This window comes from Flavobacterium humidisoli (assembly GCF_023272795.1).
Taxonomy (GTDB): domain Bacteria; phylum Bacteroidota; class Bacteroidia; order Flavobacteriales; family Flavobacteriaceae; genus Flavobacterium; species Flavobacterium humidisoli.
On sequence record NZ_CP096829.1, the window covers coordinates 4,093,014 to 4,111,702 of the forward strand.

Sequence of the window (18,689 nt, forward strand, 5' to 3'; positions counted from 1 at the left end):
TTAAGCCATAGATTATATTGATTGAAACATTTTAGTTAAAAAGAAAATCTTTTAAAATCCTTTAATCTGTGGCAATAAAAGTAAAGAAATAAAAAATGAAAAATCTCAAAATAAATAATCGATTTACTGCCGAACTGCCAGCAGATCCAGACTTGACAAACGAAATTCGTCAAGTAAAAAACACGCTGTTTTCTTATGTAAATCCGACAAAACCTTCAAATCCAGAATTAATTCATGCATCTGAAGAAGTTGCTGCATTAGTTGGAATTTCTAAGGATGAAATCCAATCAGAAGAATTTTTAAATGCTTTCTCTGGAAAAGATATCCTTCCTGGCACGCAGCCGTATGCCATGTGTTATGCCGGACATCAATTTGGAAATTGGGCGGGACAATTGGGAGACGGACGTGCGATTAATTTAACTGAAATTGAAAACAACAATCAATTTTACACACTTCAATTAAAAGGTGCTGGAAAAACGCCTTATTCTAGAACTGCAGATGGTTTAGCCGTTTTACGTTCGTCTATAAGAGAATATTTATGCGCCGAAGCGATGCATTATTTAGGAGTTCCCACTACTCGATCACTTTCTCTGATTCTTTCAGGCGATCAGGTTTTAAGAGATATTTTGTACAATGGAAATCCTGCTTATGAAAAAGGTGCTGTGGTCTGCCGTGTGGCGCCGTCATTTATTCGTTTTGGAAGTTTTGAAATGCTGACTGCTCGAAATGAGCTCAAAAATTTAAAAGAATTTGTAGAATTTACAATCAAACATTATTTTCCAGAAATTACCGGCGAGCCTAAAGAACAATATTTACAATTCTTTAAAAAAGTGGCAGATACAACTCGAGAAATGATTCTGCACTGGCAGCGTGTCGGATTTGTTCATGGCGTAATGAATACCGATAATATGTCGATTCATGGAATTACGATTGATTACGGTCCGTACGGATGGTTAGAAAACTACGATCCAAATTGGACTCCAAATACTACAGACAGCCAAAATAGAAGATATCGTTTCGGAAATCAGCCTCAAGTTGCCCAGTGGAATTTATACCAATTAGCAAATGCTCTTTATCCTTTAATTAATGAAGCTGAGCCTTTAGAAAAAATATTAGATTCATTTATTAATGATTACGAAGAGGATTATAAAAATATGTTTTTAAGTAAATTAGGGCTTTTTACTTCAAGTGAAACTGATGATAAAATTATTCAAGGAATTGAAGAAATTTTACAATTATCAGAAACTGATATGACTATCTTTTTCAGAAACCTAAGCCAGATTAAAAAGAATGATTCTGTAGAACAGGCATTTGAAAAAATTGAATATGCATTCTATTTACCAGAAGAAATAAAAGGCGAAATTCTAGATGCATGGCAAAAATGGTTTTCTGTTTATATTAGAAGATTAAATGTAGAAACACTTTCTGACGAAGAACGTACTGTGAAAATGAATCTCATAAATCCTAAATATGTATTGCGAAATTATATGGCACAACTGGCTATTGATGAGGCAGACAAAGGCGATTATTCTTTAGTTGATGAATTATTCCAACTATTAAAAAATCCGTATAATGAACAACCAGAATCTGAAAAATGGTTTGCAAAACGCCCAGACTGGGCTAGATCTAAAGTAGGCTGTTCGATGCTTTCTTGTAGTTCTTAAATTGTTTTGCCACAGATTAATTAATTAAATCATTTAATCTGTGGCAAAAAATTATCTCGAAGTTATATAATCTACAATCATTGTGGCATGTACTCTTGAGTTTTCTATAAACCATTTATGCGTCTGCATTCCACCGCAGACAACACCTGCAAGAAATAATCCGTCAACATTAGTTTCCATCGTTTCAGGATTATATACAGGAATTTTTAATTCATCATTTGAAAGTTGGATTCCCATTCTTTCCAGAAAGCTCAAATCTGGTTTATAGCCCGTTAAGGCCAGAACAAAATCGTTTTCAATTGTAATTCTGCCGTTTGGAGTTTCAATTTCAACTTCATTTTCTCTAATTTCTGTAATATTAGATTCAAAATAAGCTTTTATACTTCCTTCCGCGATACGATTTTCTATATCTGGCTTTACCCAATATTTTACTCGATTATTGATTTCGTTTTTACGAATAACCATTGTGACATCAGCACCTTTTCGCCAGCATTCCAAAGCTGCATCAACTGACGAATTATTAGCTCCAACAACCAAAACTTTTCTAAAAGCATACTCGTGCGCTTCTTTATAATAATGACGAACTTTTGGCAGATTTTCTCCAGGAATATTCATCTCTATCGGAATATCATAAAAACCTGTAGCGATCACCACATTTTTAGCTTGGTAATTTTGTTTATCGGTATTAATTTTAAAAATCCCATTGCTTTCTTTTTGAACTTCATTTACTTTTTCAAATAAATTAATGTTGAATTTAAAATAACGATGAATGTTTCTGTAATATTCTAAAGCTTCCTGACGTCCCGGTTTTGGTGCAAGACAATTAAAAGGAATTTCGCCAATTTCTAATCTTTCTGCAGTAGAAAAAAAAGTCATGTAAAGCGGATAATTGAAAATACTATTTACAATTGCACCCTTTTCTATAATTAAATATTTTAGTTTTTTCTTTTCGGCTTCAATTGCGCAGGCAAGACCAATTGGCCCACCTCCTACTATAATAAGGTCATATATGGATTCTATCATTTTTATTTTTGCCAGTCTTTAAAAGGATTTTTGCTTAAGTAAGCATTGTAATATCTTTCGTCGTTTGTTACTTCTTCACCCAGCCATTCAGGTTTTTCAAAAGTTTCATTTTCAGAGTTTAACTCGATTTCAGCCATTACCAAACCCTCATTTTCTCCATAAAATTCATCTACTTCAAAAATATGATCTCCAGATTTTATTTCGTAACGTGTTTTTTCAATTTTGCCCTTTTCGCATAATTTCAACAGTTCTTGTGCTTCATCTAACGGAATCTCATTTTCCCATTCAAAACGAGACATACCTCCGCTATTGCTTATTCCTTTTATGGTTATAAAGCCTTTATGCCCTTTAATTCTAATCCGAACTGTACGCTCGGGAGCAGAACTCAAATAACCTTGAGCAATATTATTCTGAGTAAAAGCTTGACTCTTGAAATCATTGGATTTTACAAGAAACTTTCTTTCTATTTCGACCATTTTAACTGTAGATTATTTTTTATGCAAGTTACTCATTTTAATCAAGTCTTTGAATGTATAAAAGTCAAAAAACAAGTCAGTTTGTTTTTCTTCACTTTAAATATGCAATATTAAAATAACTGATTATTAATGCGTTATGATTATTATTTTAATTAAATTTGATAGAATCTTAATCCGAAATATATGTCTAAAAAAGCACTTTACTTGTTAGGCATTGCAATAACCATCATTTTGGGTACTTTTTTATATCTGAAATTTTGCTGCAACTGCTGTGAAAAAACAACAACGGACATTACTCCAAAAACAGTTCCTCCTACTGCCGCAGAGCCAAATTTTGTTCCGTTTGTATTAAATGGTCCTGGACTTAATTATCAGACAAATGATAATTTAAAGTTCCTTAAAAATAGTGCAAAGCTTATTATGCCTGTGAGTGACTCGGTCACAACTGGCATTGATAACTTAAAGAAATTCTTAGAAGCAAATCCGAAACAGAAAATTACAATAACTGGTTACGCAACTTCGGACGAAACCAATTCTACTACTTTTGAAAATCTTGGTTTGGCAAGGGCCAATGATGTTAAGAATTATTTTGTTTCTGAAGGACTGTCAGAAAATCAGTTTTCTACTAAAGGAACCATTTTAGATAAATGGAAAATGAGCGGTGATACGCTCTTAGGGCCTGCGGAATACTTATTTGAAACGATAGATTCTGTTGCAACATCAAATGATGAGTGGAGTGTACTAAAGGAAAAAATAAATGCTGATCCGTTAATTCTACATTTTAATACAAATAAATCTAGCCAGAAATTAAGCGATGTTGAAAAGCAAAAAGTTACTGACATCGTCAAATACGCCAAGAATGTAAAAGATGCGGTTATTGTAGTTGTTGGGCATTCTGATAACGTTGGAAATCGCGATTCAAACATTATTTTAGGACAAAAAAGAGCCGATTTTTCTAAAGATTATCTCTCTAAAAACGGAATCGATAATGCGAAAATTGAAACACAATCTAAAGGTCCGGATGAGCCTATTGGCAATAATACTACTGCAGAAGGAAAAGCTTCAAATAGAAGAACTGTAATTACCATTAAATAACATAAAAATATATGATCATGAATATACCTTGTATCTTAATACCTATTCTAATAGGTTTAATTTGTGGAATCTTAGGTTATTTACTAGGAAAAATGAATTCGAAAAACGATGATTCGCTTTCAGCATCACTTCAAGCTGATTTAGATGCCTGTAAGGCGAATACACGAAATTTAAATGCAAAAATATCTACACTAGAAGCAGATTTGGCAGCAAAAGCCAAAGCTTCGGTACAATCTTTTGCTACTGGTCCTGCAGTCATCGCTTTTGATGCTGGTTTGGCGGCAAATATATTAGGAAAGAAAATTAAAGAAAATGATTTAAAAATTGTAGAAGGAATTGGCCCTAAAATAGAAGCTCTTTTCAATGCTGCAGGAGTCAAAACCTGGTACGAGCTTTCACAAACTTCTACCGAAAAAATGCAATCTATTCTAGATGCAGGAGGAGAAAACTACGCCATGCATAATCCAAGCACATGGGCTAAACAAGCACTCTGGGCTTATCAAGGCAAATGGCAGGATTTAAAAGAATGGCAAGATAATCTTTTAGGAGGAAAAGAGTAAAAAATAGGTTCAAAGGTACATAGTTGCAAAGGTTCACAGATTTTACCTTTGTCACTCTGTACCTTTGAAACTTTCCCAATTTTTAGAAAAATTATACCAAAGTTGGCCATTTTTCACTTCAAGCGGACAATCTATATTATTAGTATATAAAGCTCCTGTTCCTAAACCTTGTGGCATATCTGATTTTAAAGTAAAGGTCCATTGCGCAATGGCATTCAATCCGATATTACTTTCTAATGCCGAAGTAATCCACCAACCTATATTATACTTTTCTGCAAGGGTAATCCATTCTTGTGTGCCACGAAAACCGCCGACAAAGCTTGGTTTTAAAATAATATATTGAGGTTGGATTTCTTGGAGCAATTTTTCTTTTTCTTCAAATAAAAACACTCCAATAAGCTCTTCGTCTAAAGCAATTGAAAATGGAGTTTGTTTGCACAATTCTGCCATTTTTTCAATTTGACCTTTTTTAATTGGCTGCTCTATACTATGGAGTTGAAATTGATGTAATTGATTCAATTTATTTAAAGCTTCTATTGAAGAAAAAGCACCATTAGCATCTACTCTGATTTCTATTTCTTCTGGAGAAAAATGAGTCCTTATGAATTGCAATAATTCTAGTTCTTTATTAAAATCAATAGCGCCAATTTTAAGTTTTATACAGTTAAAACCGTCGGCCAATTTCTCTTCTATTTGCTGTTTCATAAAAGCAGCTTCGCCCATCCAAACTAATCCGTTTATAGGAATTGAAGCAGTGTTTTTTGTAAAATCTGAAGGGAATAAAATAAATGGATTTTCGCTTTTAAGAGACAAAAAAGCCATTTCTAAGCCAAATTGAATAGAAGGAAATTCTAATAAGGAATTCCAAAGTTCGGTTTCTCCTAAATGAATATTATCGCAAGTCCATTTTAGTTTTTCTTCATAGTCCTCACGGTCATCTGCACTTAAGCCACGAAGTATACCGCACTCTCCTATTCCTTTTTTGCCATTTTCTTCCAGAATTATAAACCAAGTTTCTTTCTCGGTCATAATTCCTCTTGAAGTTCCTGACGGACGTTTAAACTCTAATAAATATTTTTGATAAGATGCTTTCATTTTTTTTTAAGATGCTGAGTTGCTAAGATACTGAGCTGCTAAGCTTAAAAACAGACTTTAAGAAGCATCTAAACCACTTAGTGTTTTAAAAGCTTAATTATATAATTTTAAGATTTTTTCAAAATCCTTGGTCGGAAGTCCTGCTTTTTCAAATGCTGCAAAGTCTAATTTTGTTTTGGCAATCCAGCTTAAGCTATCTGTTACATTTTGTGTTTGGTATTTTTTGTAAATCGCTTTAGCGGCACTATAATCGTCGCTTACTAAATAAGTATGTGCTAGATTTAATTTCACTAATAATTCAGTATCATCCAATTTTTCACCTTCTAAAAGAACTTTTAATGCTTTCGCATATTGTTTGGTCAAAATATAGCAATAGCCTAAAGAACTGTAATCTAATGCAGTTGCTTTGCCTTCGCTAACAATTGTGTTTAACTTTGGAATTGCCTCATTGTATTTTTGAGCTTTAATTAAAGAAGCGACTTGCGTTCTCAAATCGTTGAATACATTTTTAGAAATATCGGCATCTTTGTAACAGCTGTTTCCAAAATCTTTGTACACTTTTGTCTTTTCTACGGCTAATAATTTTTGAAACTCGTCGTAACGATATTGCTTCATAATTTTATTTAAAATGCAAACACAGAAATCATCCGAATTGGCCATTTTTTGTGCCATTGTAGAAGTTTTGCACAAACTTATAATTTCATTTTTATTGTCTTGATTCCAACCACGGCTTAATTTAACATCAACCCAAGGCACCACTTCTATAACAACTTTCTGACTCAAAATCCAATTTTTGCTTTCAAGGCCAAACCAAATAGTGCTAATATCTTCTTTTAAACATGATGATTTGTTCACAGATAGACGTTTGGCATCTTTGCTTACAGGTTCTGCCTGAGAATAGCAGGCATTGTCAATTCTACCGTCTGAAATATATTTTTTAGCATTTTCATTAGATGTAAAAATCGAATAAGTACATTTATCATCTCCTGAAATTTTTGACATCAGGAAAACCGCACCAGCTGAACCCTGACTTATTCCTGTTGGATCTGGAATTGCTTTTAACACAGAGACCAAACTATTGGCCATCTCTTGATTCTTGTCTAAAAGTGTTATTCTGTATACAATTTCTGTAGTCCCAACCGGTAAATCTTCTGTTGGTATAGAAACTCTATCACGTGCCGGAACCATAATTTCTTTGGTTGTAGCTCGTTCTTTATCCCAATAACCGTCTTTTTGTGCAAACGCATTACTGGAAATTGCGATAAATAGTAAGAATAGGATTTGTTTGAAAGTTGTATTTTGTGATGATGCTTTAATTGCCACAGATTTCACAGATTAAAATGATTTTTATTTTAAAAACTTCACTATATAAATAGCACATATTGTGCCAAATAACTTTCTTAAGGAAATGATGAGTGCCCTTATGCGGATTACTTCATTCGTGTTTTTTATTTAAAGTTCAATGAACTCTTTCTAAGACTATATCTTTTTAAAACAGTTTTCTTTGCCTTAAAAAGATATAGTTAAAAGATGAGATAAATTATAATTCAATAGAATCTCCGATTGGTAAAAGCATTAAATCTTTTCCTTTATCGAAAAATTTGCGGATTGCTTCTTCATGATTGATTTCTATATAGCCAAAAGTGTCAAAGTGATACCCTAAAACTTTGTCACATTCTACAAAATCTGAAGCGATAATAGCATCTTCTACATCCATTGTAAAGTTGTCTCCAATTGGAAGAATTACTAAATCTAATTTTGTACGAAGCGGAATCAATTTCATATCGTAAGTCAAAGCAGTGTCTCCAGCGATATAGATATTTTTATGTTCTCCTTCGATTACAAAACCTCCAGGATTTCCTCCGTATGTACCATCAGAAAAACTGCTTGAGTGAATTGCGTTTACATATTTTACCTTTCCGAAATCAAATTTCCAACTTCCACCGTGATTCATTGGGTGCGAATTGAATCCTTTTTTCGCATAATGACTTGCAATTTCTGCATTAGAAACAATAACCGCATTGGTATTTTTTGCAATCGCCTCAACGTCTAAAACGTGATCTGAGTGTGCATGCGTCAATAAGATATAATCGGCTTTTATTGTACTAAGATTGATTGATGCTGCTTGTGGATTTCCAGTAATAAATGGATCCACTATGATATGTTTCCCTCCTACTTCAATTCCTAATGAAGCATGTCCGTAGTATGTAATTTTCATTTTGTTACTTTTTATAGTTAAACGTTTTTTTATCTACCTCCTAAAAAGAGGTTTACAATAATGTCTGAAATCAAAGAAATCATACATACTGTAAGTAATATAGAAAGCAAGAATGTGCTTAATGCAAGTTTCTTCAATTCTGGATCTAATAATTTTGGATCTTGATTTTTGTAAACCGTGATTAAATGTTTTGTCAACGGAATATAAGCCAATAAAAACAAGTATTGGTCGAAGTTGTAATCGCTTAAAATAGCAAATACAACTACTAACACCATTGCAGTGATTATTAGAAAAAAGTGATAGTTTTTAGCTCTTTTCGCTCCTATTTGCACCACAATTGTATTTTTGCCCGATTTTTTATCTGATTCCTGATCGCGCATATTGTTTAGATTTAGAACCCCAACACTCAATAATCCGATTGCAACGGCTGGAAGAATCAAGAGCGGATCAACTTCTTTTGCGTATAAAAAGTTCACTCCTAACGTACTCACTAATCCGAAGAAAATGAAAACGAATAAATCTCCAAATCCTCTATAACCATAAGCAGAATTACCAACGGTATAACGAATAGCAGAAACAATAGCCGCGATACCTAATAATAGAAAAAAGATTGAATATCCGAAATTGTCTTTTCCGAAAGCAAAATAAATTAATACGATTGCAGACAATAACGTTAAAAGGGAAGTAATAATAATGGCTTTTTTCATTGCCTGAGGCGAAATAATACCACTCTGAATAGCGCGTTGTGGCCCTACTCGATCAGCATTATCAGTTCCTTTTACTCCATCGCCATAATCGTTTGCAAAATTGGATAAAACCTGTAATCCTAACGTTGTCAATAGAGCAAAACCAAAAACTTTCCAGCTGAATACTTCTGTTGGAGTGTTAATCGTTTCTGTTGGATTTGACAATGCATAAATACTTCCAACTATAATTCCGGAAACTGATAAAGGTAATGTGCGCAATCTAGCGGCTTCAATCCAATGTTTCATTTATTCTTTTAGTTTTAGTTTTATTTTGTTTCAAGTTTGAAGTTTCAAGTTATCCACAGAACGTGTAACCTGAAACTTGAAACCTTAAACTATTTATTAATTTATGGTAACCACTTATTTTCACCGAAGTTTGGTTTTCTTTTCTCTAAGAAAGCGTTTCTTCCTTCTTTTGCTTCTTCGGTCATGTAAGCTAAACGAGTTGCTTCTCCTGCAAAAACCTGTTGTCCAACCATTCCGTCGTCTGTCAAGTTCATTGCAAATTTTAGCATTTTTATAGATGTTGGTGATTTTTGAAGAATTTCCTGCGCCCACTCATAAGCAGTAGCTTCTAACTCGTCATGTGGAATTACAGCATTTACCATACCCATTTCAAAAGCTTCTTGAGCAGAATAATTTCTACCTAAAAAGAAAATTTCACGAGCTTTTTTCTGACCTACCATTTTAGCTAAATATGCCGATCCGTAACCACCGTCAAAACTTGTCACGTCTGCATCAGTTTGTTTAAAAATGGCGTGTTCTTTACTTGCAAGCGTCATATCGCAAACTACGTGCAAACTGTGCCCACCGCCTACAGCCCATCCTGGAACCACTGCAATGACTACTTTAGGCATAAAACGAATTAAACGCTGCACTTCTAGAATATTTAAACGGTGTTGTCCGTCGTCTCCAACGTATCCTTGGTGTCCACGTGCATTTTGATCTCCTCCACTGCAGAAAGAATAAACTCCGTCTTTTGTTGAAGGTCCTTCAGCTGAAAGTAAAACTACACCAATCGAAGTATCTTCTTGTGCATCATAAAAAGCTTGGTATAATTCTGAAGTAGTTTTAGGACGAAATGCATTTCTAACATTAGGTCTGTTAAAGGCTATTCTCGCTACTCCATTGCATTTTTTATAAGTTATATCTTCAAATTCTCTGGCTGTAATCCAATCCATTTTGATTTTTTGTTTAAAAATAATTATAGGGTAAAAATAAAGCATTTTTACTACTTTACCTACTCAATCGCTCTTAAGTCTTTGCTAAATTGACTTCTAATGTTAACAATTGGTATTTACTTACAAAAAATAACATTTTTTAACATTAGTTTAGAAAAATAATAATTAATTTTACATCCTAGAAATCAACGAGATACAAAACATTTCAAAGATTTCAGATTGATTTTCTTTCACTGATTTATTAACCTAAAAAATGATTTTTTTGAGAAAATTTAAAAAATTTGTCGCTCATTTTTTTAGGGTTTTAAGTAACAAACCTCAATTAAAGGAGCAAATGATTTATGTGTTTGTCGAAACTTCAAAAAGAAAAAAGTAACACCTAAGGTTAAATGTTAGAATTGTCTATTGATTAGTATAGAAATGATAACGAAAAGAGGAAAAAAGTACTAATTCACAACTTTCTAAAAGTTATTTTATAAAACCAATGGATGAGCCGTGAAATTCTCTTTTTTGCTTTTAAGATAGGTGCATTGATTATTTAAAAGACATACCATCGATGGGACGATCTCTAAAATTCGTAAAGCCATTGTCCTGAGATGAATTCGAATTATTTTATTTCTGTTTTTTTTTAATTACAATTTTTTTTAAAACTGAATAAAAAGCGAAAGGCTGCTTGTAATGAGCAGCCTTTCGTGTTATAATAATTTTGCTGACGCAAAAATAAATTCCAAAAAATAAAAATTCTAAATTCCAATGAATGCGTTGAATCAATCTTGGAATTTGGGATTTAAAAGATTGGAATTTAATTTATTAGATAAATTCCGTCTTCTTTAATTTCGATCAGTTTTTCTTTGTACAGAGAACCTATTGCTTTTTTGAATGACTTTTTACTCATTTTCAAAACTGTTTTAATGTCTTCTGGATGAGAATTATCGTTTAAACGAAGGAAACCTCTGCTAGCTCTTAATTCACTTAAAATCTTATCTGCATTTGGTTCGATACTCTCAACCCCTTGAGGCTGAAGCGCAACATCAATTTTGTTGTCAGGACGAATGTTTTTAATATAACCGCGCATTCTGTCGCCGGTTCTTATTGAATCATCATAAACTTCATCTTTATACAAAAGACCTTTATGGCGTTCGTTTATAATAACATTAATCCCCATTTCGGTAATATGAGACACGATTAAATCCACTTCTTCGCCTTTTTCAACAGTCAACTTTTCATTACTCAAAAATTGATTGGTTTTACTTGAAGCAACCAAACGATTGGTTTGTGTGTCTAAATATAAATAAACCAAATAGCGTTTTCCTTTTTCCATCGGACGCGCTTGTTCTTTAAACGGAACCAAGATATCTTTTTCCATACCCCAATCCATAAACGCACCAACATTATTAATGTAATTTACTCTCAAAAGAGCAAACTCATTAAGTAAAATATACGGAACCAAAGTTGTAGCAACTGGTCGCTGTTCATGATCTAAGTAAACAAAAACGATTAATTCTTCGCCAATTTCAAATACTTTTGGTACATATTTATTGGGAAGCAAAACATCGTGAACGCCATCTGGATCGTTCTCAGGATCTCCTAAAAACAAACCAACTTTGGTGTCACGCAGTATAGTTAGGGTATTGTATTTTCCTATTTCTAGCATTTTCTAAATATTCTAAGTTGATAATACAACTAAGTTTGTGAGTTGCAAAGGTACGAAGTTTGGCATCGTACAAAGAAATTAATTTAACAAAACTTGATTTGTAGGTAAAAAACAGAAAATCCCTTTATAAACAGAAGTTATAAAGGGATTTTGAATTATATCTAACTTAGATTATTTAAAGATGCTTTCTTTTTTAAAATGTACAGTAAGTAAATAATAAACTACAGCTCTATATTTGTTTTTATTTGATTTTCCGTATTTTTCCATAACAGCATCAATTCCTTTATCTAAATCTGGACCACTATTCAAACCTAATTTCTTAATTAGAAAGTTGTTTTTTACGGTATCCAATTCTGATTGTTGCGAAGAAGCTACTGTAGAGGCGTCATCATTATAAATTGATGGACCGCAAGCAATTGTAACTTTTGTTAGTAAATCTACATCAGCTGTAATACCACATTTCTCTTTTAAATCAGTCGTGTACTTCTTAATTAATTCTTCTCTCTTGCTCATACTATAAATTTATTTGGTGAATAATGGCCCAAATCTATAGCTAAAGAAGCAATAAATCAATAATTTTAACAAAATTTTTCTTTCAAAAATTAATATAGATATTTAAAATATTGTTTTAAAATCTGATCATTCTCAAATGTTGGCGTAAACACTTCCAAAATTGCTGGTAAATCATCTGAACTATATAATGATTGTATTCCGCTTTCTAAAGATTCATTATCTTTTGCTGTATAATAATTAAAACTATACATCTTAGCCAAATGTTCGGCAGTAAGATTATGAGATGTTTCAAAGTAGGTATTAAAAACAGGTTTTTCTTGATGGCCTGGCAAAATCCTAAAGATTCCTCCTCCTCCATTATTAATCAAAATAATCTTGAAGTTTTTTGGAATGTACGAATTCCATAAAGCATTGCTATCGTACAAGAAACTAATGTCTCCAGTTACAAAAACAGTTTGCTTTTTATTTCCAACTGCCGCTCCAATTGCTGTAGAAGTGCTTCCATCAATTCCGCTTGTCCCGCGATTACAGAATACTTCAATAGAACTATCAATATCGATTAATTGCGCATAGCGAATTGCAGAACTGTTGCTAATTTGCAGCAGACTGTTTTTAGGAAGTGATTCAATTACTTTTTCGAAAACTTTAAAATCAGAAAATTCAATTTTACTTAAATATTCTTTTCTTCTCTCTAATCTCGTTTGGTAAACAGCATCTACATTTTTAAAATAATTGCTTTTTACAAAAGATGTTTTTGAAAGCAGATTTTTAAAGAAATCATTAGGTTGCATCTCAAAATGTTTTGTCAATGCTCCAAATGTATCATATGCTCTTAAAGTATCAATGTGCCAATGTTGTTCTGGCTTGTATTTTCGTAAAAATCCTTTAATTCTTTTTGAGACAACCATACCTCCAAAAGTTATTAAAACCTCAGGGTTAAACTTCTTAAAATCAAAATCATCAAAAGGAGTAATTAAAGTGTCTATTGAATTGATAAAACTAGGATGATGTAGATTTGATGTTGTTTCTGTTAGCACAACAATTGATGGATCTGAAGCTAAATTTTCAATAACTTCTTTGTCAATTGCATTTGCTTCGTTAACCCCAACTAAGATTAATTTTTGCTTTGCAGTATTCCAAATAGAAACTACATCGTCGCTATTTTCTATGGTTTGGGGAAAAACTTCTGATTCAGGATTTGTAATTATCGGCTGTACAGAAAGTTCTTCTGTTGTTTCGTACAAAGGTTCTTCAAAAGGTGCATTAATATGAACTGGACCTTTCTTTAGAATTGCGGTTTCAATTGCCAAATTGATTTTTAGATCATTTTCCTCCGAAGCTTCTTCGGTCAAATTTGCATTAAAAACCGAATGATTAGAGAAAACATTTTCCTGACGAATCGTTTGGCCGTCGCCAATATCAATTTTACTCTGCGGACGATCAGCAGAAATTACAATTAAAGGAATTTGGCTGTAAAACGCTTCCGCGAAAGCGGGATAATAATTCAATAAAGCCGATCCTGAAGTACAAACAATTGCAGTTGGCTTTTGGGTTTGCTGTGCAATTCCTAGAGCAAAAAAAGCGGCACATCGCTCATCTGCAATACTGTAGCAGGTAAAATTTGGATTTTGAGCAAATCCAATAGTTAATGGTGCATTTCTAGATCCTGGAGAAATTATTATATTAACAATGCCTTTGGCAGATAAAATTTCGATAATGCTTTGTGCAAGCGCTATTTTGGGGTAAATCATTCCGGTCGTGTATTATTTTTTTTAAAGAAAAATCCTTATTTAATCTTTCTTTCTCTTGCTTACAAAGTTACAAACTTCGCACTTGATTTATATTATAATTAGGAATATATTAAGGCTCTTTCTCAAAAAAGGGGATATATTTGTAAAATCGAATAATTAATAAAAGTTAGACTTAATATGCGTTTCTTATTTATACTTTTTTTATCTGTTGCTTTTCAAACCATAACTTCTCAGAATCAGTTTGTTCCTGTTGAAGTTCCTTACAAAACGGCTTTAGAAAATGCAAAAAAAGAAGGAAAACCACTTTTTGTAATGCTTTATGCCGATTGGTGTCCGCATTGTAATTTAATGAAAACCGAAGTTTTAAACGATCCTGCTGTTATTGATTTTTTGAACAAGAATTTTGTATGCACTTATAAAAATATAGAAAAAGAAGAAGGAATTGCTTTAAAGAACCAATTCAACACAAAATCACTTCCTACCTTTTTATTTATTGATAGCAATGAAACGCTAATTTATGCTCTAAAAGGAGAAATGAAAAAAGCTGAATTTCAAAATGAATTGCGTTATGCTTTAAATCCAAAAATGCAATTACCTTATTTAGAAAAGGAATTTCTTGCAGACCCAAGCAATTCTGATAAATTTTTCGCGTATTTAAATACTTTAAAAAAAGGAAAAGACAGAACAGAATTATCAATACCAACTCATATCTATTTGGATACTCAATCGGACAATCAATTGGTTAGTGAATTAAACTGGAGAGTTATAGCCAATGGGGTTACCGATATTAAATCTAGAGAATTTCAGTTTGTTTTAAACCATCAGAAGGAATTTGCAGCTGTAGCATCTCAAAATCGTGTTGACCGTAAAATTGAAAATATCGTAAACGAATTGCTTCGTCCTTTGGTTGATAATTTAGATACGGTAAACTATTACAAACAAAGAGAAATTGCCAAATCTATCCGATTGCAAAAAACAGATTCTTTGGTTTTTAAATATGATCTGACGTTAGCGGAAAGAACTGAAAAATGGAATTTCTATAAAAAAGTTACTCTTGAAGACACTCAAAAATTAGTTTGGAACGATGCTAGTTTTTTAAAGGATATTGGAAATACATATTTTAAGCATATTAAAGACACTGAAAGTTTAAAAAAGGCTATTTCTTGGGTAGATCGTTCTTTAGAATTAAATGATTCATACGACGGTAATTTGCTTGAAGCTAAGCTTTACAATAAAATAAAGAATAAGAAAAAAGCTTTAGAATATGCAAAAAACGCCAAAGCCATTGCTAAAGAAATGGATTGGAACTCTAAAGAAGTAGACGTTCTATTGGCCGAACTGAATACCAAATAAATCGAAATAACCAATGAGCATTATTTTAAGACCTGCAACAACAAACGATTTACAAAAGATTCTAGAAATTGTAAATCACTCTATTTTACATACCACGGCTAATTACAGCTACGAGATTCAAACTTTGGAAGTTCAGACCAAATGGTTTGAAGATAAAAAAGCTAAAAATCTTCCTGTAATTGTAGCCGACTTAGATGGCGAAGTAGTTGGCTTTGGAAGTTATGGCCAATTTAGAGAGAAAATAGGTTATCAATATACCGTAGAACATTCTGTCTATGTAGTGGACAATATTATCGGAAAAGGAATTGGTTCTAAACTTTTGACAGAATTAATTCGTTTAGCAAAAGAACAAGGTTATCATGTTATGATTGGTGCAATTGATGCTGATAATGCAGGAAGCATTGCTTTTCATGAAAAATTCGGATTTGTAGCTACGGGCACGATTCGCGAAGTTGGCTACAAATTTGACCATTGGCTAGATTTGGTTTTTATGCAGCTTATTTTAGCTTAACTGCAAAGTGCGCAAAGTATGTAAAAACTCTGTTCCTTTGACTCTTTGTACCTTTGAGACTAAAAAAAAGCTCAAATTCGAATATTCAAATTTGAGCTTTTTTATGCTTTTAGCTTTTAATCCAATTGATTACTTCAGGTTCTGTAACTAAAGTTTTTGGTTTAATTACTTTTACTAGTTCGCCTTTTTCGTTAATTAGATATTTTTGAAAATTCCATTCCACTTCAGAATCTTGCAAACCGTTTCTTGATTTCTCAGTCAAGAATTTATAAACTTCGCACATATCACTTCCTTTAACCGAAACCTTGTTCATCATCGGGAAAGTTACACCATAATTCTGCTGACAAAACGTTTCGATTTCTTTAGCCGTTCCAGGTTCTTGTGAAGCAAAATTATTTGCCGGAAATCCAACAATTACAAATCCTTTATCTTTATATTCTTTGTAAACCGCTTCTAAATCTTTGTACTGTGGAGTTAAACCGCATTTTGAAGCTGTGTTAACAATCATGACTTTTTTGCCTTTTAAAGAAGCAAAGTCAAAAGTATCTCCTGATAAATCTTCTACTTTAAATTGATAAATTGTTTCTTTAGCCATGGCTTTATCTTTTTTAGATAATTTGTTTGTATTAGTTTGAGCATTTAATCCTGTCGCTGACAAAAGAGCTGCTCCAAATAGCATTAATATTATTTTTTTCATCTGATAATTTTTTATAAAATTAGCTAAAATCCATTTCACAAAAACTATTTTAAGTCTATAATTTTTGCCAATCAAAAGTTAAATAAAAATTGAAGCCTAACGTTAATCAGACGTTAGGCTTCCCCCCATACAAACAAATCAAACCATGAATTAATTATTATGCAATCTTTTATAAATTATAGTTGATGACTCGGTTATGTCGAAAATTTCTTCAACCCCCATATGTCAAACGTCTTTTAAAAAAAATCTCTTATTGGCTTGTATGATGAAAACTTAAATCCTAAAATTGTCGACTGACATATTAAAAAAATCTTCTTTTTTGGAAGTCCGAGTGCATCAACTATTTAATATTTTAAACTATTCCGTTATCAATTTTTATTTCTAATAAAGCTCGTTACGCCATCTTTCAAAAATTCACTTTCAGAAAAACTAATCAGTGTCAAAACTGTTGTTAATCCAACTATCAATATTCTGACTATTATTTTGCTATCCATATGTCTATAATGCTATTGTAACAACAGTTTTTCGATTTTATATCACTGTATTAAGATTTTTCTTGCCTTATAAATACATTTACGTAATTGGATTATTTTTGGTTTTAAAAAAATGAAAAAAAAATGCTTTTTTTTCTTGAAGCCTTTATTTACTTAGGTTTTTAGCTATTAAAAAAAATATAAAAGTGAGGGAAAAATAATTTAACTTTATAACAGGTTAACATATAACGCTTCAATTTCTAATATTTAAACTTAAATTTTCCAATCTATGAGTCAAGAAGAACTGCTAGTTTTAATTTACAAAAAGGACGAAAAAGCTTTTACCCATTTGTATGATATGTATTCAAAAAGCTTGTTTTCTGTCATTCATGTCCTAATCAAAAATCGAGAAGAAGCAGAAGATGTTCTGCAAGATGTTTTTGTCAAAATCTGGAAAAACATCGATTCTTATAATGAAAGTAAAGGTCGTTTTTACACCTGGATCATTAATATCGCCAGAAACACATCGATCGATAAACTTCGTTCTAAAGACTATAATAACACGCAAAAAAACCTTTCCTCAGATAATTTCGTAAATCTGTTAGATGAGAGTAATAAATTAAGCCACAAACTCGATGCAATTGGAATTCAAGAATTCGTAAAGAAACTGAAACCAAAATGTATTGAAATAATTAATCTATTATTCTTTAAAGGATATACTCAGCAAGAAGCTTCAGAAGAATTGGCGCTGCCACTGGGGACTATCAAGACACAAAACAGAAACTGTATTAACGATTTACGTAATTATTTGAAAGTATAATGGAAGCACAAGAATATATAGAATCAGGAATTTTAGAGCTATACGTTTATGGCTTACTGAGCGAAAAAGAAAATATAGAAATAGCAGAATTAGCCAAAAAAGCACCGGAAGTTGATCAAGAAATCATTTCGATAGAAAAAGCTATAATTGCCCTTTCGTCGAGCTTCTCTCCTTTCCATTCTGTGGAAAATTTTGAAAAAATTAAAGCTCGTCTGGAACTTAAACACGGAAAAGTAGTCGAACTGAAACCAACTTCAAACTGGTCTCAATATGTGGGTTGGGCTGCAGCAGTGTTGTTATTGCTAGGTTTAGGATATCAGACTTTAGAATTAACAAAAACACAAGAAGCAATCTCTACTGTTGGAAATGAAAAGAATAAAATTCAGCGCGAATACGCTTTCTTAGATCAGCAGAATAAACAAACTGAAAAAAATCTAAGTATTGTGAGAGATATTAAAAACACTGGAGTAACTCTGGGCGGTCAAGCTGTTTCTCCAGCTTCTTTTGCAAAAGTATATTGGAATAAGCAGACTAAAACCACTTATATTGATGCTGCAGGTTTACCAGCTCCTCCAAAAGGAATGGTTTATCAGGTTTGGTCTTTAAAGTTAAGTCCCGTTCTTACTCCAACAAGTATTGGTTTACTGGATGATTTTGAAGGAAATAAGCAAAAAATATTTGCTGTAAACCAAACCGATTCGGCTGAGGCTTTTGGAATTACTTTGGAGCCAGCTGGCGGAAGTCCAACACCAACAATGGAACAGCTTTATACTTTGGGAAAAGTTTAAAATTTATTTTTGATAAAAAGCTAAAACGCATATTCAGAGTAATATGCGTTTTTTTATTACTTTTAATTTAC

Annotated in this window: 18 protein-coding genes; 7 read left to right on the forward strand and 11 right to left on the reverse strand. The window is 32.4% G+C overall.

Annotation, left to right across the window (positions count from 1 at the left end; all coding sequences use genetic code 11):
* Positions 1-95 precede the first annotated feature (95 nt).
* The gene (locus tag M0M44_RS17685; RefSeq protein WP_248726869.1) at positions 96-1,664 is read left to right on the forward strand and encodes a protein adenylyltransferase SelO; all 1,569 of its coding nucleotides are present in this window, start codon (positions 96-98) and stop codon (positions 1,662-1,664) included.
* 51 nt (positions 1,665-1,715) lie between these two features.
* On the opposite strand, the gene M0M44_RS17690 is transcribed toward M0M44_RS17685, so the two are convergent.
* Together M0M44_RS17690 and M0M44_RS17695 are read right to left on the reverse strand one after the other, a co-directional pair.
* Positions 1,716-2,687 (reverse strand): YpdA family putative bacillithiol disulfide reductase, encoded by a 972-nt coding sequence (locus tag M0M44_RS17690; protein WP_248726870.1) that lies wholly within the window; start codon positions 2,685-2,687, stop codon positions 1,716-1,718.
* A 2-nt stretch (positions 2,688-2,689) separates the two neighbouring features.
* Positions 2,690-3,163, reverse strand: coding sequence for a CYTH domain-containing protein (locus M0M44_RS17695; RefSeq protein ID WP_248726871.1), 474 nt, complete (start codon positions 3,161-3,163; stop codon positions 2,690-2,692).
* Positions 3,164-3,346: 183 nt separating this feature from the next.
* Between M0M44_RS17695 and M0M44_RS17700 the strand changes: the two genes are divergently transcribed.
* Both M0M44_RS17700 and M0M44_RS17705 read left to right on the forward strand, forming a co-directional pair.
* The gene (locus tag M0M44_RS17700) at positions 3,347-4,258 is read left to right on the forward strand and encodes an OmpA family protein (RefSeq protein ID WP_248726872.1); all 912 of its coding nucleotides are present in this window, start codon (positions 3,347-3,349) and stop codon (positions 4,256-4,258) included.
* A 17-nt stretch (positions 4,259-4,275) separates the two neighbouring features.
* Positions 4,276-4,818, forward strand: coding sequence for a hypothetical protein (locus M0M44_RS17705; RefSeq protein ID WP_248726873.1), 543 nt, complete (start codon positions 4,276-4,278; stop codon positions 4,816-4,818).
* A gap of 51 nt (positions 4,819-4,869) precedes the next feature.
* On the opposite strand, the gene M0M44_RS17710 is transcribed toward M0M44_RS17705, so the two are convergent.
* From M0M44_RS17710 to menD, 8 genes are all read right to left on the reverse strand, one after another.
* Positions 4,870-5,913, reverse strand: coding sequence for an o-succinylbenzoate synthase (locus M0M44_RS17710; protein ID WP_248726874.1), 1,044 nt, complete (start codon positions 5,911-5,913; stop codon positions 4,870-4,872).
* 93 nt (positions 5,914-6,006) lie between these two features.
* Positions 6,007-7,245, reverse strand: coding sequence for a tetratricopeptide repeat protein (locus tag M0M44_RS17715; RefSeq protein ID WP_248726875.1), 1,239 nt, complete (start codon positions 7,243-7,245; stop codon positions 6,007-6,009).
* Positions 7,246-7,453: 208 nt separating this feature from the next.
* Positions 7,454-8,131 (reverse strand): metal-dependent hydrolase, encoded by a 678-nt coding sequence (locus M0M44_RS17720; protein WP_248726876.1) that lies wholly within the window; start codon positions 8,129-8,131, stop codon positions 7,454-7,456.
* A gap of 29 nt (positions 8,132-8,160) precedes the next feature.
* On the reverse strand, positions 8,161-9,123 hold the full coding sequence (gene menA, locus M0M44_RS17725) for a 1,4-dihydroxy-2-naphthoate octaprenyltransferase (protein WP_248726877.1): 963 nt from the start codon (positions 9,121-9,123) through the stop codon (positions 8,161-8,163).
* A gap of 101 nt (positions 9,124-9,224) precedes the next feature.
* Positions 9,225-10,058, reverse strand: a complete 834-nt coding sequence (locus M0M44_RS17730; protein ID WP_012024845.1) for a 1,4-dihydroxy-2-naphthoyl-CoA synthase — start codon at positions 10,056-10,058, stop codon at positions 9,225-9,227.
* An 802-nt stretch (positions 10,059-10,860) separates the two neighbouring features.
* Positions 10,861-11,712: a CvfB family protein gene (locus M0M44_RS17735; RefSeq protein ID WP_248726878.1), complete on the reverse strand. Its 852-nt coding sequence runs from the start codon at positions 11,710-11,712 to the stop codon at positions 10,861-10,863.
* A 171-nt stretch (positions 11,713-11,883) separates the two neighbouring features.
* Complete coding sequence (locus tag M0M44_RS17740) at positions 11,884-12,225, reverse strand: DUF2853 family protein (RefSeq protein WP_248726879.1); 342 nt, start codon at positions 12,223-12,225, stop codon at positions 11,884-11,886.
* 89 nt (positions 12,226-12,314) lie between these two features.
* The gene (gene menD / locus M0M44_RS17745) at positions 12,315-13,976 is read right to left on the reverse strand and encodes a 2-succinyl-5-enolpyruvyl-6-hydroxy-3-cyclohexene-1-carboxylic-acid synthase (RefSeq protein ID WP_248726880.1); all 1,662 of its coding nucleotides are present in this window, start codon (positions 13,974-13,976) and stop codon (positions 12,315-12,317) included.
* A 177-nt stretch (positions 13,977-14,153) separates the two neighbouring features.
* Between menD and M0M44_RS17750 the strand changes: the two genes are divergently transcribed.
* Both M0M44_RS17750 and M0M44_RS17755 read left to right on the forward strand, forming a co-directional pair.
* The gene (locus M0M44_RS17750) at positions 14,154-15,329 is read left to right on the forward strand and encodes a thioredoxin family protein (protein WP_248726881.1); all 1,176 of its coding nucleotides are present in this window, start codon (positions 14,154-14,156) and stop codon (positions 15,327-15,329) included.
* 13 nt (positions 15,330-15,342) lie between these two features.
* Positions 15,343-15,840, forward strand: a complete 498-nt coding sequence (locus tag M0M44_RS17755) for a GNAT family N-acetyltransferase (protein WP_248726882.1) — start codon at positions 15,343-15,345, stop codon at positions 15,838-15,840.
* A gap of 109 nt (positions 15,841-15,949) precedes the next feature.
* Here the strand turns inward: M0M44_RS17755 and M0M44_RS17760 are convergent, their stop codons facing one another.
* Positions 15,950-16,537: a glutathione peroxidase gene (locus M0M44_RS17760; RefSeq protein ID WP_095931242.1), complete on the reverse strand. Its 588-nt coding sequence runs from the start codon at positions 16,535-16,537 to the stop codon at positions 15,950-15,952.
* A 762-nt stretch (positions 16,538-17,299) separates the two neighbouring features.
* Between M0M44_RS17760 and M0M44_RS17765 the strand changes: the two genes are divergently transcribed.
* Both M0M44_RS17765 and M0M44_RS17770 read left to right on the forward strand, forming a co-directional pair.
* Positions 17,300-17,830, forward strand: coding sequence for an RNA polymerase sigma factor (locus M0M44_RS17765; protein WP_095931172.1), 531 nt, complete (start codon positions 17,300-17,302; stop codon positions 17,828-17,830).
* Entirely contained in the window at positions 17,830-18,618 is a 789-nt protein-coding gene (locus M0M44_RS17770; protein ID WP_248726883.1) for an anti-sigma factor, read from the forward strand. The genes M0M44_RS17765 and M0M44_RS17770 overlap by 1 nt, the downstream gene beginning before the upstream one ends.
* Positions 18,619-18,689: the final 71 nt, after the last annotated feature.